Source organism: Neokomagataea anthophila (assembly GCF_018122595.1).
GTDB classification, from domain to species: domain Bacteria; phylum Pseudomonadota; class Alphaproteobacteria; order Acetobacterales; family Acetobacteraceae; genus Gluconobacter; species Gluconobacter anthophilus.
In genome coordinates this window covers 1-16,735 of record NZ_JAGRQH010000010.1, presented here as the reverse complement: position 1 = coordinate 16,735, position 16,735 = coordinate 1, and the positions used below count along the sequence as shown (strand labels likewise).

13 protein-coding genes and 1 pseudogene are annotated in these 16,735 nt (G+C 51.6%); 7 read left to right on the top strand and 7 right to left on the bottom strand.

Translation table 11 applies throughout. The annotated features are described in order from the left end of the window. Positions 1-7 precede the first annotated feature (7 nt). Positions 8-706, top strand: coding sequence for an NUDIX hydrolase (locus tag KB213_RS10855; RefSeq protein ID WP_211683041.1), 699 nt, complete (start codon positions 8-10; stop codon positions 704-706). Beyond that, positions 706-1,905, top strand: a complete 1,200-nt coding sequence (gene mtnK / locus KB213_RS10850) for an S-methyl-5-thioribose kinase (protein WP_211683039.1) — start codon at positions 706-708, stop codon at positions 1,903-1,905. Before KB213_RS10855 ends, mtnK begins: the two co-directional genes overlap by 1 nt. Before the next feature lie 219 nt (positions 1,906-2,124). On the opposite strand, the gene rpsI is transcribed toward mtnK, so the two are convergent. Further along, entirely contained in the window at positions 2,125-2,616 is a 492-nt protein-coding gene (gene rpsI, locus KB213_RS10845; RefSeq protein ID WP_084367075.1) for a 30S ribosomal protein S9, read from the bottom strand. Positions 2,617-2,625: 9 nt separating this feature from the next. After that, the gene (rplM, locus tag KB213_RS10840) at positions 2,626-3,099 is read right to left on the bottom strand and encodes a 50S ribosomal protein L13 (RefSeq protein ID WP_068171224.1); all 474 of its coding nucleotides are present in this window, start codon (positions 3,097-3,099) and stop codon (positions 2,626-2,628) included. A gap of 318 nt (positions 3,100-3,417) precedes the next feature. Between rplM and KB213_RS10835 the strand changes: the two genes are divergently transcribed. Continuing rightward, on the top strand, positions 3,418-4,767 hold the full coding sequence (locus tag KB213_RS10835; RefSeq protein ID WP_211683037.1) for a hypothetical protein: 1,350 nt from the start codon (positions 3,418-3,420) through the stop codon (positions 4,765-4,767). After that, positions 4,767-5,639: an SDR family oxidoreductase gene (locus KB213_RS10830; protein WP_211683035.1), complete on the top strand. Its 873-nt coding sequence runs from the start codon at positions 4,767-4,769 to the stop codon at positions 5,637-5,639. Before KB213_RS10835 ends, KB213_RS10830 begins: the two co-directional genes overlap by 1 nt. Positions 5,640-5,787: 148 nt before the next feature. Here KB213_RS10830 and KB213_RS10825 read toward each other — a convergent pair whose 3' ends face one another. From KB213_RS10825 to KB213_RS10815, 3 genes are read right to left on the bottom strand one after another with little or no spacing between them, the layout of a single operon-like run. After that, positions 5,788-7,272 (bottom strand): phosphomannomutase, encoded by a 1,485-nt coding sequence (locus KB213_RS10825; protein ID WP_249110512.1) that lies wholly within the window; start codon positions 7,270-7,272, stop codon positions 5,788-5,790. Beyond that, positions 7,269-7,634: a hypothetical protein gene (locus KB213_RS10820; RefSeq protein ID WP_211683033.1), complete on the bottom strand. Its 366-nt coding sequence runs from the start codon at positions 7,632-7,634 to the stop codon at positions 7,269-7,271. The genes KB213_RS10825 and KB213_RS10820 overlap by 4 nt, the downstream gene beginning before the upstream one ends. Then, positions 7,631-8,548: a DMT family transporter gene (locus tag KB213_RS10815; RefSeq protein WP_211683031.1), complete on the bottom strand. Its 918-nt coding sequence runs from the start codon at positions 8,546-8,548 to the stop codon at positions 7,631-7,633. The genes KB213_RS10820 and KB213_RS10815 overlap by 4 nt, the downstream gene beginning before the upstream one ends. Positions 8,549-8,733: 185 nt before the next feature. On the opposite strand from KB213_RS10815, the gene metH reads away from it, so the two are divergent. The 3 genes from metH to mqo are packed head-to-tail and all read left to right on the top strand — an operon-like array spanning position 8,734 to position 14,005. After that, positions 8,734-12,240 carry a methionine synthase gene (gene metH, locus KB213_RS10810; protein WP_211683029.1) on the top strand — a complete coding sequence of 1,169 codons (3,507 nt, stop codon included), beginning with the start codon at positions 8,734-8,736 and terminating at the stop codon, positions 12,238-12,240. Positions 12,241-12,259: 19 nt separating this feature from the next. Then, positions 12,260-12,517, top strand: coding sequence for a hypothetical protein (locus KB213_RS10805; protein ID WP_157070889.1), 258 nt, complete (start codon positions 12,260-12,262; stop codon positions 12,515-12,517). Positions 12,518-12,523: 6 nt separating this feature from the next. Next, entirely contained in the window at positions 12,524-14,005 is a 1,482-nt protein-coding gene (gene mqo / locus KB213_RS10800; protein ID WP_211683028.1) for a malate dehydrogenase (quinone), read from the top strand. 48 nt (positions 14,006-14,053) lie between these two features. Here the strand turns inward: mqo and KB213_RS10795 are convergent, their stop codons facing one another. After that, positions 14,054-15,976, bottom strand: a complete 1,923-nt coding sequence (locus KB213_RS10795; RefSeq protein WP_211683025.1) for a S53 family peptidase — start codon at positions 15,974-15,976, stop codon at positions 14,054-14,056. Positions 15,977-16,529: 553 nt separating this feature from the next. After that, a pseudogene (locus tag KB213_RS10790) lies at positions 16,530-16,735 on the bottom strand (transposase); the annotation flags it as partial.

Genomic DNA, 16,735 nt, shown 5'->3' with positions numbered 1-16,735 from the left:
GTTGAGCATGTCCTCTCACAACCATTGGCCCATTACGCCACTTCACGCCTCTTTAGACATTGCCATACATGAAACAATCAACCCGCTGTGCCATACACACAGCAATGCCATTGACAAGATTTGGAGCCAAAAAACAGCACAACATCCCAGTCTTTATAATGGCCGCGTCTTTTGCGTGGACCATCTCACCACCACTCATATTGAAGGGCATTGGAATCAATTTAAAAATGTCCTTGCACAAATGACATGCCCTGCACTCTTTGCAGACAAACCTCTTAAACCCCTCGCCGTTGTCGGCCTTTTTCATGCTGCTGATGGCATCATCATCGGCCAGCGCTCCGCCCGCTCTATTTACCTGCCCGAATACTGGCAGGGCATTCCAGCGGGTAACGTTGAAACACGCGAACAGACAACACGAATTAGCCTTGCCGAACAGCTACAAGCAGAAGCGCAAGAGGAACTCGGCCTACTCCCTCAGGAGATGGAGATTGGCACTCCCATTCTTGCGTGTGAACACCCCAGCACACATATCATTGATATCGGCGTTTCAATCCACAGTATGCTCCCCTTCCACGTCATCGACGCACGCTGCAAAGCTGACGGTAACGCAGAATATGATGCCCTTGCATGCCTAGACCCTACACACAAAGCATCATTTAATGGCCTATTCGTCCCCACATTACGCGCCCTGCTGGAACACACCTAATGCCCTATTACGCCCTCACGCCCATCACACTACGGGACTGGCTTACAAAACGCCCTGACCTGAGCCACCTCCTTGGCCCCTCCCCACAGGAATGGCACATCCGAGAAGTCAGTGATGGCAATCTCAATCTGGTCTTTATTGTTTCAGGCCCTGCCGGCGCACTCTGCTGCAAACAAGCTCTACCACATGTTCGCGTAGCCCCTGATTGGCCCATGCCATTGGAACGTGCCTTGTTTGAAGCGCGCTACATGCAGCATACAGCCCCCGCAGTGACGCCTTATGCACCGCAACTGTATACCTATGATGCTGAAATGTACCTGCTGGTCATGGAAGCGCTTATACCACATCAAGTCTTGCGTACGGCCCTCATCAACGGGAGTGTGAACAGCGGCTTTTCAGCACCAATCGGGCGTTATATTGCCCGCGCGACCCACGCTAGCAGTTGGCTGACCCAACCATTCGAAACAGGCTCCAATATTCTCGAAGCCTTCTCAGGCAATACAGCCCTAACGCGCATCACCGTCGACCTGATTTTAAACGATCCCTTCCACCCCTGTTCACGAAACCCACCGGCAGAACCCGCCTTAGAAACTACGATCTCAGCGCTCCAACAAGACACCGCGCTACACAGTGCCGTCACTGCACTCCAAATACGTTTCCTTACAGAACGCCAAGCGCTTCTCCACGGGGACCTGCACACCGGCTCCATCATGCTGCACGGCAGTGATATCCGCGTCATTGATGGTGAATTCGCCCTCATGGGCCCCATCGGCTTTGATTGCGGGCTTTATATCGGCAATCTGATACTTCATGCCTGCGCCGCCCCCCAAAAAAACGATCTTTTATTCAAAGAGATCCAACAGTTCTGGCAGAGTTTTTGCGAAGAACTCACTCGTCTCTTCCAAGAACGCAAAGGAGATGCCGCCTCACTCTTATCCAATGACGCTGCATATTCCGTACTAACAAGTACCCTAACCACCATTTTACAGGATACATGCGGCTTTTGCGGGCTTGAACTTATCCGCCGCACAATCGGCTTCGCCCAAATAGCGGATTATGACCTGTGCCCTGACCCCGCCACACGCAGCGCCGCCCGATTAAAAGCATTACACACCGGACGTACACTCATCATGCAGCATCAGAATATACACACACTTGAAGAACTACTCACACTCATCAACGCCACAGCCCAACAGTGAGTGCACCTTTTTTATTTTTAAAAGACACGAAAGCACAAACAAGCAGCAAGACTAAAAAAACGCTCGATACCTACTGCGCCTCTCTTGCGAACATAACGAGACAGACCGCACACCTGCTACGAGCAATAGTGCGCTTCCACCCTGAGAACCGAATGCAGAAAGCACAAAAAAACCCGGCACATGGCCGGGTTTTTTCTGTCCAACAAAGACGTTGAAAAATCAACGCTTCGAGAACTGGAAGGAACGACGTGCCTTCGCACGGCCGTACTTCTTACGCTCAACAACACGGCTGTCACGCGTCAGGAAGCCAGCAAGCTTCAGGATACCGCGCAGACCTGGCTCGTAATGCGTCAGTGCACGGGAGATACCGTGACGAACTGCACCAGCCTGACCGGACAGACCGCCACCAGCAACCGTGCAATACACGTCAAACTGGTTGTAACGATCCGTGATCAGGAATGGCTGTGCAAGGAGCATACGCAGAACTGGACGAGCGAAATACGTCTTGACCGGACGGCCGTTGACGATGATGTCGCCCTTACCTGGCTTGATCCATACGCGAGCAACAGCGTCTTTACGACGGCCTGTAGCGTAGGAACGGCCCTGTGCGTCGTGCTTAGCTTCACGAACAGGTGCTGCGTTGGTAGCAATTGAAGGGGCAGCGCTCGCAAGGTCCTGCAGCGTGCCGGTGCGCTCTTGGGTCTCGGACATGGTCAGGCCTTACGACTCGTGTGAAACGGTGTTCTTGCGGTTCAGCGCAGCCACGTCCAGCTTGACGGGCTTCTGGCCGTCATGCGGGTGCTCTGCGCCAGCATAAACGTACAGGTGCTTCATTTGAGCGCGCTGCAGCGGGCCGCGCGTAATCATACGCTCGACAGCCTTCTCAACAACGTGACCTGGGTTCTTACCCGTCAGACGCTGCGTGATGGTGCGCTCTTTAATACCGCCCGGATGACCCGTGTGGTAGTGGAACAGCTTCTGGCCCACCTTGTTGCCTGTCAGGGCAATCTTTTCCGCGTTGATCACGACGACATTGTCGCCACAATCAACATGCGGGGTGAACTGTGGCTTATGCTTGCCGCGCAGACGATTGGCGATAATAGTGGCGAGACGGCCAAGAACGAGCCCTTCAGCGTCGATCAGGATCCAGTTCTTCGTCACCTCCGCCGGCTTCAGCGACTGTGTAGTCTTCATCGTTGATATTCCGGTTTCGGGGTATGACCTCAAATAAAAGGTCACACCTATGGACAACGCCCGCCGGAACATGCCCGGGAGCGGATCAGGTGCGGCGTTATCGCGGTATCAGCGCCTTTCGTCAAGTGCTTATTTTACACTACACCCTTTAATTTTCCGCAGTTTTCTGCCAAAAACAGCAATGTGGTATTATATTACCGTAATTTTTATACCCACTTTTGCTCTCAAGCCACTCCGTGATAAGAAAAATACATTATCGGCCATACATTCTCTGTAAGTTAGCCCTACTGCATTATAGCAGTCGTGTCGGAGTCCGCTATGAAACGCCCTTTACTTGCCACCAGCCTCTTAGTGGCCTTTGCCGGCGTTGTCGCCTACGGCACCCATTATGGCCCTGAGCACGCCCTTCAAAACGGCCTAACGCGCTTTCGTGCCGCGCTCCCTCCAGGCTCGACGCTTGAATACAGCGCCGCACGCCCTGACCTTCTAGCGCGCGGCGCACATCTTTCTGACGTCACATTACGTATTCACGATATCACCTACCGCGCACATGAACTGCATTTAGGGCATGTGACATTATCTCCAGCCGGTGAAACAAGCTTCTCACGCCTTGATCTGGAGCAGCCATCTCTCGATGGCCCATCTTACCATATACACGCTAACACAATGCATTTACGCGGCCTTGTCATTCCCCCAGACCACGGCGCTGGCCTTACCGCTGTTGAAGCGAGCAATATTATCCTTGATCATGGAGAGACCGAAGACCTCTCAGCCCGCTTCACTCTCCGGACAGCCCAGCAAGCATGGTACTTTACCGCACAGAATGCTCAGCTAGACCGATACGGTAAAAACCGCGCAACGACACTCTCTCTTCGCAGAACGTCTTTAGACGACGGTACATCTCCAGCCTACCCAACACCCATTTTTTTAACGTGTGATGCGTTCACAGCACAAATAGACGACACAGCCACCACCATCCAAGAAACCCTCAAGAATAATACCCCCACACCTCCAAATACGGCATCATTCACTGCACTCAACAACACTGTCAGTTTTGGTAATAATCACGGATATATTGATCAAATTTCTTTCCACAATGCACCGGAAAACGACGGAACACATTCTGCCCTGACAGCCACAGGCTTACACCTTCGCCTTGGCTCACAGACAATCCCCGTACACCTCAACGGAGCAGGCTCGACCATCACAGAAAACACAATTGTATCATTTAATCACAATGACCTAACTTCACAGCTGGCTCTCACGATTCCTGACTTCATACATTTTACGTTTTCTCTGCACCTACAAAAGGGGACGATCCCCTCTGCCGAAACCACGCCGCCACGGTCAGATTTTTTTCTAAATAATATACAATTTTCTTTGCAAGGAGATCGCTTCATACATGACACCCCTCTGCTTTTGTCCAAAACAAGCTTTTCCGAAGAAGATCAAAAGAGCCTTCTTCTAGGCTTACAAAATATCACCAAATCAGCACCCGTCTTCGCGCCTGTGCTTGACTACATCACTGCACCTAATGGACGTACGCTGAGCCTTAGCGTTGTGCCTCCCACCCCTCTGCCAATTTCTCAGATACCGGCTCTGGCGCATAACCCGACATGGGGAATGCTGCTCTTCACCCCTAATGTCATGACATTTTCGGTTAAATAATGTCCCTCATCGCCGTAATCGGGGCTAATGGCCGCTCCGGACGTAGCCTGTGCAACGCACTCATCGCACAAGGCTACAATGTCCGTGCCGTCCTACGCCGCATTGAAACGCTCCCTGATGACCTACGCCCGCATTTACAGAGCGTCATGCAGGCTGACCTCACCGATCAGGATACGCTCCAGACCGCCCTGCAAGGCGTAACACTCATCGCCAATACCGCACATGCCAGCCATATACCCGCCATTCTACAAGCCAGCACAGCTCCTATCATCGCATTAGGCAGCACACGCAAATTCACCCGCTGGCCCGATGCACATGGTAATGGTGTTCTGGCGGGCGAAGCTGCGCTGCATGATAATGGGCGCCCCTCCTTACTCCTGCACCCCACCATGATCTACGGCGCCAATGGTGAGAATAACGTGCAACGCCTAACGCATCTTATTCGTAAATTACCCTTGGTCCCCTTACCGGGCGGTGGCAACATGCGGGTACAGCCTATTGAACAACGTGATGTTATTCGCTGCATCATCGCCGGTATCTCACTACTCCTTAATGGCCACATCACGACCCCTGAGACACTCGTCATTGCAGGCGGCACGGCACTACCATACCGCGAGTTTGTACAAAAAATCAGCGACCATGCGGGCCTAAAACAACGTCCTATTATTTCTGTCCCCGGTTCTTTTCTCGCTTACCTTGCTCAGTACACACGGCATATTGCCGTCATCCCCACCATCATGCCGGAAGAAATACGCCGCCTCTTAGAAGATAAAACCTTTGACATTACGCCTATGCAGCAGCGCCTCAACATTACACCTTCCTCTCTCGACGACGGGTTACGGAGACTTTTTGCTGTCCAAAAGACAATATGAAAAATGTTAGAGACCTTTTGACGCCTCCAAGACTGCAGCGTTATTTTTCAGATCTCCAAACTGGACGTTCTGAAAAATAACGACCTCAATCAGCATCCCAGAGAACACCCGAGAACAAACCTAAATATCTTCTTTTTGTAAAAAGCCCCTAGCCAGCATCTCGCCACACAGAAACAGCACGCAAACCATTCTCTAACAAAATCGTAGCGCGCTCTTGCGTCGCGGCTTCGACATAAACACGTAACTCTGGGGCATTGCCCGAGGGGCGCAAGTGAATAATCTCATGATTGGCAAACGTCATACGCAAGCCATCCGTAACATCTACCCGCTCCAAATCGCCGCATAACGCCACAAAGCCCAACGCTTTCGCTCCCGCCAATGTGTCCTTGTTCAAACCTTCCAGAGCGGCGCGGCTTTGCGCCGTTGGCATCTCCTTCAAACGATCACTGGCCGTAAAGCGCGAGGGTAACTCGGCACATAGCGCAGAAAGAGTAACACCGCGCTCCGCTGCAGCGCATAACGCCGCCAACATAGGCAAGACCGCATCACGCGTTGGCAAGGCAGACAAAACACCAGCCCGTAACGTCACATCTGTTTGCAGCAAAAAGCCACCATTGGCTTCATATCCTACCACCGGCCCGGCGGCGGTATTGCCAATCGTCATCGCCTCTTGCATCGCAGCAATCACATACGGGGAGCCAATACGCGTACGATATATCTGCACAGCAAATGCTGCTTTTTCCAAAGCCGTATTACTACTAACCGGCGTTGCAACATACGCAGCCTTCAAAAAACGTGCACATAAAATCCCGAGCACATCGCCACGCAGCCATTGCCCATTTTCATCAGCCAAAAGCGGCCGATCTGCATCTCCATCCATCGTCAAGACAGCCTGAAAACGCCCCTCCTTGCCCCATTCCAGAGCCAAAGCTTTATCTTCTGGACGCACCGCTTCTGTATCAACCGGCACGAACACCTCAGAGCGCGCCAAGGGTACAACCTCAGCCCCTAAAGCCTGCAAAATCAAAGGAACAACATCGCGCCCAACCGAAGAGTGCTGATAGACGCCCAGAGTTTGCCCTTTAAGAACTGTATCCCCAAAGGCATCCCTATAACGCGCCACATATTCAGCCACCATATCCGTCACCGGCGGCAGGGATACCGCCTGAACAAAAGAGCCATCAGCACGAAATAAGCCATCAGGAACCGTCACCGCTACGTCTCGCATGGCGGCTTCATCACTTTTCAGGAATTCACCATCCACACGATTAAACTTAATACCATTCCGATCAGCCGGAATATGGCTACCTGTCACCATTAAAGATGGCATACGCCGCGCAAATGCATAGGTACATAAAGCTGGTGTCGGTACAGTGCCTCCATAAACGGGTACGCCACCTTCCAACTGAATCGCCGCAATACAAGCAGCCATAATCCGCGGCGTGCTCGGCCGCAAATCCCCGGCCACAGCAACAAGCGCTCCCGCTTCAAACTGTCCTATTGCTCTTAAATGCCGCAGGAATGCCTGCGTATAAACACAACAAATTTCATCCGTCATGGCGGTGACCAATCCGCGCGCGCCACTTGTCCCAAAAGCAACTCCGGACCGCTCCATCCATGACGCAATATTCATTGTTCTTCCTTTAATTCTTCAACCTGCACATCATAACGCGCAGCTAATAACGCATCTTGCTGCAATAAAGTCTGAACATCATCATATTCAGATGATGTCACTTCTAAAACAAGAGCATCAAACTGACGTACTCCACGCACATACTCTTGAAACAAGCCACCAAGAAGCACCGTCAAACCGTCACGCGCACAGCACGCGCAACCAAAACTATGCCTCCGAAAAGGCGAAGGCGGGGGCTGCACCACCACATCCACCCAACCTTCCCGAGACACGGGGCCTAAAGCCACACACACACAACACTCACGCTGCGCGCGACTGAAGCATTCTACGTCACGCGTAATATAAAGTGGGATCCGACTCACGCCTCACCCAATTCAACAGTTTCCGGCACAATAACCGGCACTTTCCGCCGCGCTGGGAAAGTCGCCAAAGCCAGCCCCGCCATGACCACACTCCCACCCTCAAGGGTCGACCATCGGGGAACCTCACCGCTCAGCGCAAACGCTAATAACATGGTCACTGGCGGTAAAAGATACATAAACAAAACACCACGAGCAGCCCCTAACTGTCCGATCACATAGCCCCATGCTGCATAGCCCAGCGCAGCAGGTAAAACAGCCAGTTCAATAACAGACCACCGCGTAACTGCCCCCGCCGTCTCCAGACGAGTGATGCCAGCCATCAACCAAGGTGACAGCAAAATACCGCCAATAATCAAAACATAGGCAATCACGGGCAAAGCACCATATTTGCGGATCAAGCGCCTCTGCAAATTCGTATACAACGCGCCACAGCATGCTGCCCCAATGATAAATAAAGTCCCCTTCCCCAAGTGCATACCGCCCCCCTCATTCAACGAAATCAGGGCCACGCCAGTAAAACTCATCAATGAACCAATCCAACCGCGAAGGAGCAAGTGCTCCCCAAGGAACACAGAAGCTAGCAACGCTGAAATCAAGGGCATCGCCGCCAAAAGCAAACTGGTTGCACCTGAACTGACCGTCACCTCACCATTATTGAATAAGATGTTGTATAAAGTAATTCCGGTTGCACCGCAGGCAATTAATTGTGGCCAGTCTTTCAGCGCGGGAAAAGGAGGTCGCGTTACCAGTAACCATAACAACGCAATCCCCCCCGCCAATGCATAGCGTGTAGCGGCCAATGGCAATGGAGACATCTCCTGCAAAGCCATGCGCGTAACGGGATATGCACTTGCCCAAGAAACAATTGCCAAGACAACACAAAGCGGCAAAACAAGGGAAAAGCGCGGTTTCATTGCAAAACACTCATCATTTTATGGGCAAGCACCATAGCCTGACTTTTTACCCGTTTGCCAGCAGGTAACGTCACCCGTTATACACGTTCTTCTTCTCGCGTCGGGCGCACCGTTTTTACAGCCATCTCATGGTGACGGTTAGGCCGGCAATATCGCTGCTGTTTCTCTACGAGGGTCCGCCTTTCATGTCTTCCCGCCCCCATCTGCTCGACGCCCTTTCCGATCAGGTCCTACTGTGTGACGGCGGCATGGGATCGCGCGTTCAAATGCTCGATCTTGAGGTTGAACGTGATTACTGGGGGCAGGAGAACTGTACAGAAATCCTCAATCTCTCCCGCCCAGAGCTCGTTCGTGAAATCCACCGTGGTTACTACGAAGCCGGCGCGGATATGGTGGAGACCAACACATTCGGCGGCTCCATAGTCACACTCAGCGAATTTGATCTTCAAGACCGCGCACGCGAAATTAATCGTACTGCCGCGATCCTTGCGCGAGAGGCCGCGGATAGCTTTGCTGATGATCGGCACCGCTATGTCATGGGCTCCATTGGCCCCGGTACAAAACTCCCGACGCTCAATAATATTGATTATGACACGCTGGAAGCAGGCATTATCGAGCAATGCCGCGGCCTTATTGATGGTGGCGTCGATGGTTTTTTAATCGAAACATGCCAAGACACATTACAAATCAAAGCCGCCGTGAACGCCGCAAAACAAGCACGTTTAGAGCTTAACTCTGATGCGCCGATCTTTGTACAAGTCACGGTCGAAACAACCGGCACCCTCTTGGTCGGCCCAGATATTGCCGCAGCGGCCACCGTCGTCGAATCTCTTGGCGTGCCGTCACTCGGCCTCAATTGTGCAACCGGCCCGCAAGAAATGGCTGAACATGTGCGCTGGTTGTCCGAGAACTGGCCCGGCCTACTCTCCATCCAGCCCAATGCTGGCCTTCCGGAACTTGTGGATGGTCAAACCGTCTACCCACTCGGCCCAGATGAAATGGCCGTATGGGTTGAACGTTTCGTCAAAGAAGATGGGCTCAACCTCATTGGTGGGTGCTGTGGCACATCAGTGCCACATATTGCAGCCCTCGATAAAATGCTCCGTCGCCTTGGCGGAGAGCGTCTGCGCCCCAAACCCGTAAAGCGTAATGCTGTGTGGATGCCCTCCGTGGCTAGCCTCTACACACAAACACCACTACGCCAAGAAAACAGCTATTTCTCCATTGGTGAACGCTGTAACGCCAATGGGTCCAAAAAATGGCGTGAACTGCAAGAAGCCCAAGACTGGGACGGCTGCGTCGCCATTGGCCGTGAACAAGCGTCTGAAGGGTCCAACGCCCTCGATATTTGTACGGCCTTTGTCGGGCGCAATGAAACGGCAGAGATGAACGAAATTGTCTCTCGCTTTACGTCTTCAGTAAACGCTCCCCTAGTCATTGATTCCACCGAAACCCCCGTTATCGAAGCCGCTCTCAAGCGCCATGGCGGCAAACCCATCATCAACTCCATCAACTTTGAAGATGGCGAAGAGCACGCACATGACCGCATGAAGCTTGCACGCAAGTTCGGTGCTGCCATGATTGCCCTGACCATTGACGAAGTGGGCATGGCGAAAGAACCGCACGACAAACTCCGTATTGCCGAACGTCTGGTTGATTTTGCCTGCACACAATACGGCCTCCCTCAATCCGACCTCATGATTGACCCCCTCACCTTCACTATTGCTACGGGTGTAGAGGATGACCGTAAACTCGGGGTGTGGACACTCGAAGGCATTCGGATGATCCGGGAAAAGTTCCCTGATATTCAAATCATTCTTGGCCTGTCCAACATTTCCTTCGGGCTCAACCCGGCGGCTCGCGCCGTGTTAAACTCCGTCTTTTTGGATCATGCCGTCAAAGCGGGCATGACCGGCGCTATTGTTCATGTCAGCAAGATCCGTCCACTGCACCTCATTGCACCAGAAGAGGTCAAAGTTGCGGAAGATCTCATTTTTGACCGCCGAACTGAAGATTATGACCCACTGCAAAAGCTGCTTGAGCTGTTTGCTGGCCGTAAAGCGGCCGATGCCGTCAAAAAGCGCCGTGCCGAAACTCCGGCTGAGCGCCTAAAAGACCGTATTGTTGATGGGGACCGTAAAGGCATTGAGGAAGACCTCGAAGCCGCCATGCAGACCATGCCCGCCCTTGATATTATCAATACCGTCCTGCTCGACGGCATGAAAGTCGTCGGAGAGCTCTTCGGCGCAGGAAAAATGCAACTCCCCTTCGTGCTGCAATCGGCTGAGACCATGAAAACCGCCGTTGCATGGCTTGAGCCCCATATGGAACGCGTTGAAGGCCAACACCGCGGCACAATGGTCCTCGCCACTGTTAAGGGGGACGTGCATGATATTGGTAAGAACCTTGTCGATATTATTCTGACAAATAACGGTTATCAGGTCATTAATCTGGGCATCAAAGTCCCACTTGCTGATATGATAACGGCAGCGAAAGAACATAAGGCCGATGCCATCGGCATGTCCGGCCTTCTCGTCAAATCAACCGTTATCATGCGGGAAAACCTAGAAGAAATGCACCGTCAGGGCATTGACGTACCGGTGATCCTTGGCGGTGCCGCTCTGACCCGAAATTACGTTGAAGAAGAATGTGCTGCCTCTTACGGTGGCGGGGAACCCGGTCACGTTGCCTATGCACGTGATGCGTTTGACGGCCTCTCCTTGATGGATACGATTTCCCAAGGCAAATTCAACGACTACCTCACCGCTATCCAAACCAAACGTGCAGGCAAAAGTGCCCGCCGCAACGCGCGTGCCCCCGAAATACAAGAAACGCGCGGCTTTGGTACGGTGGATAAAGAAGCTGCTCGCGCCCGCCGCGCACGCATCGCCGGGAGTGAAGCTGTACTCACGCCACCATTCTGGGGCGCTAAAGTTGTGGAAGCCGCACCAAACGCTGTCCTGCCTTTCCTCAACGAACGCTCCCTCTACCAATTCCAATGGGGCTTCCGTAAGCAAGGCCGCTCTCTTGAAGAGTTCATGGAGTACGCCAAAACGGAACTCCGCCCCGTCATGAAACGCATGCTCGCCCTCTGCGCAGAGCAAGACGTGCTCCGCCCTCAAGCCATTTACGGCTACTGGAAAGCGGCCGGTGATGGCAATGACCTCGTCTTATTCGAAGAAGATGGCATCACCGAAGCCACACGCTTCACCCTGCCACGCCAACCGAAAGAAGACGGCGAGTGCATCGCAGATTTCGTGCGTGACATTCATGACCCAGAGCGTGATGTCATTGGCCTACAAGTGGTCACTGTCGGCCAAAAAGCATCTGATCTAGCACGTGAATGGTTTGAGGCTGACCGTTACCAAGACTACCTCTATCTCCACGGCCTATCTGTGGAGATGGCCGAGGCCATGGCGGAATACACTCATAAGCGCATCCGCGCTGAACTTGGCTTCGCCGCAGAAGATGACCGTGACATGGAAAAAATGCTGTCTCAGTCCTACCGTGGATCACGCTATTCCTTCGGCTACCCCGCCTGCCCGCGTTTGGAAGACCAAGAACCCATCCTACGACTTCTTGGGGCAGAACGCGTCGGGATTTCCCTATCAGATGGCTATCAGCTCCACCCTGAGCAATCCACATCTGCGCTCGTCTTCCTGAACCCACGCGCCAAATATTTTACTGTCTAACCTGTTGAGCACCATGAGCATGAACACACACAACAGCATCATCACACGCTTCCAACAGATGAATGATGGGCGCGGCCTCATGGGCAACCTTTTTGGGGCCATTTGCGTATCCTGCGCACTTGGCCTCGCCTTCATGTTTTGCCGCAATGTTATCAAGGCAGACATGCACAGCTTGACCCGCTTCATGCTCATTCTTGTCTGGCTTTACTTCCTTATACCGTGGCTCGTACTGCGCATCACCAATACTCTCCAGCCTAACAACTCAAACAACGGCTAACGCACCATGCGGACATTAACCTCCCCTGATCTCGTGCTCATTGGCGCAGGTATTATGAGTGCGACTTTTGCCGCACTCCTCCAAGAGGTGGCACCGCATCTCAACATTGTTGTGCTTGAAGGTTTGCCCGAAGCGGGCTTAGAAAGCAGCAATGCATGGAACAATGCCGGGACAGGTCACGCCGCATATTGTGAACTCAATTATACGCCCATGGCCACAGATGGCAGCATCGCCATTGATAAAGCCTTGAGCATCAACACAGATTTTGACCTCTCCCGCCAACTCTGGGCGCATTGGGTACGCAATAACCTGCTCCCATCTCCAGAGCAGTTTATTACAAATTGCCCGCATATCGCCCTCGTCCATGGCCATAAGGACGTCGCATTCCTCAAAAAGCGCTATGCCGCACTATCCGCGCATCATTGCTTTGCTGGTATGGAATACTCTGAAGATCCAGCAACCATTACCTCTTGGGCGCCTCTCGCAATGGAAGGCCGCAACCCAAGTGAGCCCGTCGCTGCAACACGCGTTTTACACGGAACAGACGTCAATTTTGGGACGCTCACACGCTCTCTCTTCAAAGGGTTAACGCAAAAAGGCTCTGTGCGCCTACTGACCGAGCATCGCGTTACAGACTTACAGCGTTCTCCGAGCGGCCGATGGTCCATCACCGCGCGCAGTTCTCAAGGCGATATTACCTTCTCAACACGCTGCGTCTTCATCGGTGCAGGCGGCGCAACGCTACCCTTACTGCAACAAGCACAATTACCTGAAGCCAAAGGATATGCTGGCTTCCCCGTAAGCGGCATCTGGATGAAATGTACCAACCCAGACGTCATCGCCCGCCACCATGCAAAAGTGTACGGCATGGCCCCAGTCGGCGCTCCACCAATGTCTGTCCCCCATCTGGACACACGTATGATCGACGGGAAACCACAGCTTCTCTTTGGCCCATATGCCGGTTTCACAACACGCTTCTTAAAAACGGGTGCACGTAGCGATTACCTACGCTCTCTCACAAAAAATAATCTCTGGCCCGCGCTGAGTGCAGGTTTCGATAATCTCTCGCTTGTACGTTATCTGATGACAGAAGTGTTCCAAAGCAACGCAGACCGCATGGCCTTCTTACAAGACACATATCCTCTTGCTCAAACGCAGGATTGGCATCGTGTCATCGCAGGACAACGGGTGCAAATCATCCGCCCAGAAACCAAAGGCCGTGGCGTTCTCAAATTAGGAACTGAAGTTATTAATAGCGCAGACGGTACACTCTCGGCCGTACTCGGCGCTTCCCCCGGCGCATCTGTCTCCGCTGCTATTGTGCTCAAACTTCTGACGGCACATGCAGCACCTCTAGGGCTTCCTGAAGACTACACTCAAAAACTGAAAACCGCTTTACCATCATACGGTCTTAATTTAACGACAGACCAAGAAGCTTGCCGTAATATTCGCCAAAAAACGGCAACCGAGTTAAAACTGAACGGCTAAATCTCCACCCAACAAAAGGCCCAACCTACGCGGTTGGGCCCTCTTTTCTTATGGATTCGTTGACGTTTGCGGTGTTCCTGCACTAGGCACAGAATAAGCACCAATAAAGTTCTTTACAACAGGCGTACCATTACCAACAGTATAGTTAAAATACTCATTTCCTGTTTGTGCAGGCTGCGCATTAGTCACTACACCATTATACCCCGGAATATTCCGATGATACGCAGCATATCGACTATTCGGCGCCAAAGACTGCTTGTGCCCTAAATTATAAATATAAGGATTCAAGTTTCCTTGACGTCCAGACTTTTCGACCAGAAGCGCGACAACTGACGAGAACTCTGGTGATGCAACAGACGTACCAATCAAGCCTGATGCTTGCCCCTGAATATAAACAACAACAGCTGAACGTTCAGAATTACCATTCCCTTCTGCTGCGGTATCTCCCCCGTTGCACGGAGACTGCGCCAAGCCCGGGCAACCGCCAACTTGCATACCAATATCTGGTAAGGCACGGTTCGATGTCGACCCGGTATTAATACCCGCATTTTGTTGATAGCTTGGTGCTGCAAAAATGGTTGATAAACCACCACCAGCCCCCCAATAGCCACCAGAAGCCTGCGCGCCAACATTATCCGGATCATAAGAACTTTCTGGATCACCATAAGCGTTTTCACGCAAATATGTTGAATCCAACGATCCTGTGCTGGAGGCTGTCACCAAATTTGTTCCGCCAACTGCCGTTACATTTGGATCTGCCGCGGGGGTCGAAACACTCGGGATAAACTGACCATTCGACCCATTGAGGTATGTAAGGTTTGGGCACTCCAAACCGGCCTCATCGCCAGATGACGCAAGGAAGGTAATACCCTGAGCATTCCCTTGAAGGAATAGTTCATGCTCAAGATTTAATGTCTGTGTCTGATCAACGCCTTCATTATAAGCAGCGGTGTAGAACAATTCACACCCACCAAATGAAGATGAAACAACATCTGCCTTATTATCATTAATGATTTTCGTATAACCATCAATGATATGCGTGTCTGATAGATCGGGTAGAGTATATAAAATTACACTCGCTCCTGGAGCTCCACCTAAAGCCTGCTGAACATCAAGTGAGGCCTCATCCAAAGCGGAACTGCTTGTTGTTGCCCCGCCATCAACAGCAACACGCCCTGCAAGCTTGGGATTGGCCGATAACCCTGCTTTTTGTTTGAACTGTTCATGCTCAAACATAGCCTCGATATCACTGTCATAAACGTCAGATGCCATCAAAATAGCGACTGTCGCCCCAGTTCCATCTAAACGGCGCACCCCATTTGAGGTAGATATCCGTGCGTTATAAGACGGATAGCCATACGCCTGCTTAAGGTCCGTAAACCAGTATGCCCCTGTGGTTGAGTAACGATTTTGAGGGTTTTGAACACTCTCTGGCAGCTTAACATGCTGAAGATATGGACGTGCTACGTGCTCATGAGCACTCAACCCCGTAACTACAGATCCTTCAATAAATTCAGCCGGCAATACAGGCTTACGCGTTGTATAAATATGGGCTTTCTCACCCGCTAACTGAGCAACCTTAAGCGACGTTGAAAGTGTTGCATTAATCGGTGCCGCACGTCCGCTCACATGCAATGTACGACCCTCTTGCTGTACATTCAGCCCCCGCGCTTCCAGAGCAGCTTTCGCTTTTGCGACATCATATTCCGTAGGTCCAAAACGGCTCAAAATATCTGTAGGCTGCAACCAATGATGATATTCTGGCGCCGCCGGATCGTGCTGTTTTTCAACCAGCGCAGCTAAACCAGCAGGATCACGCAAAGGCAAAGTCACATCAAAATGTACTGGCGTATCCGCTGCCGCTTCTTTGTATGGAACAAAAGCCGTACTAAATGGAGCAGCACAAATGCCGTGAGTACCCGCCCCTAAAAAGCCAGCTACACCCAAAAAATATCGCAAAGCATTTTTCATTACGGCTCCTTCAGGATTGTCCCCGAACAATCCTTGCGCTGCATCATGTCAACGGAATCTTTCCGCCTCATAATATGTTTCACTCAAGAAACATCACCTCAAATCCAACATTCATCAACGTAAAAATAATATATTTTTGTTTAAATGACGATTTAATTTAGTATAAAAGGTGAGTAGCCCTCTACCATAAAGCGGCTTAAATGTGATCAACATTTATTATGTATATTTAAATGATCATATATTCGCACCATAAAGTATATTTTTTATTTCAAAGTAATCATAATCATATTCCATCCGCACAAGGCCGAGGTGTATCGGCTCCCCCTTAGATGCAGGACCTCTTAATTTTTATAGGGGATTTTGATTCAGGCTCTACAAGGAGACTGAAGATCAGCAAGCTATTTGGGCTGACGGCTGAAGAAATGGAGCGTCTGCAGCCGTATTTTTCACAAAACCACAGCAAACCTCACGTTGATGAACTCCCCGTGCTGAGTGGCATCATTTTGTGAACCGAAATGGCCTGCGTTAGCGTGATGCGCCCTAGGCTCAAAGCTCATTCTTTGAGGTAGAAAATGAAGCTTGCTACGATATGGATAGCGGACATGAATGTGTGAGCCGCACCGGTCGTATCTGGTGGCAACACGCCGCCGGTCTTTAAGCTTGGCGAACATATTTTCGATGAGGTGACGCTTTTTATAGAGATGTGACGTGCCCCCCAACGTGTTACCGCTGGAAAGTAGAGATTTCTCTTTTATGGTG

What these genes read in the sequence shown, in the direction of transcription:
- KB213_RS10855 (WP_211683041.1), top strand. Translation starts at nt 8, where the DNA reads ATGTCCTCTCACAACCATTGGCCCATTACGCCACTTCACGCCTCTTTA.
- mtnK (WP_211683039.1), top strand. Translation starts at nt 706, where the DNA reads ATGCCCTATTACGCCCTCACGCCCATCACACTACGGGACTGGCTTACA.
- rpsI (WP_084367075.1), bottom strand. Translation starts at nt 2,616, where the DNA reads ATGTCCGAGACCCAAGAGCGCACCGGCACGCTGCAGGACCTTGCGAGC.
- rplM (WP_068171224.1), bottom strand. Translation starts at nt 3,099, where the DNA reads ATGAAGACTACACAGTCGCTGAAGCCGGCGGAGGTGACGAAGAACTGG.
- KB213_RS10835 (WP_211683037.1), top strand. Translation starts at nt 3,418, where the DNA reads ATGAAACGCCCTTTACTTGCCACCAGCCTCTTAGTGGCCTTTGCCGGC.
- KB213_RS10830 (WP_211683035.1), top strand. Translation starts at nt 4,767, where the DNA reads ATGTCCCTCATCGCCGTAATCGGGGCTAATGGCCGCTCCGGACGTAGC.
- KB213_RS10825 (WP_249110512.1), bottom strand. Translation starts at nt 7,272, where the DNA reads ATGAATATTGCGTCATGGATGGAGCGGTCCGGAGTTGCTTTTGGGACA.
- KB213_RS10815 (WP_211683031.1), bottom strand. Translation starts at nt 8,548, where the DNA reads ATGAAACCGCGCTTTTCCCTTGTTTTGCCGCTTTGTGTTGTCTTGGCA.
- metH (WP_211683029.1), top strand. Translation starts at nt 8,734, where the DNA reads ATGTCTTCCCGCCCCCATCTGCTCGACGCCCTTTCCGATCAGGTCCTA.
- KB213_RS10805 (WP_157070889.1), top strand. Translation starts at nt 12,260, where the DNA reads ATGAACACACACAACAGCATCATCACACGCTTCCAACAGATGAATGAT.
- mqo (WP_211683028.1), top strand. Translation starts at nt 12,524, where the DNA reads ATGCGGACATTAACCTCCCCTGATCTCGTGCTCATTGGCGCAGGTATT.
- KB213_RS10795 (WP_211683025.1), bottom strand. Translation starts at nt 15,976, where the DNA reads ATGAAAAATGCTTTGCGATATTTTTTGGGTGTAGCTGGCTTTTTAGGG.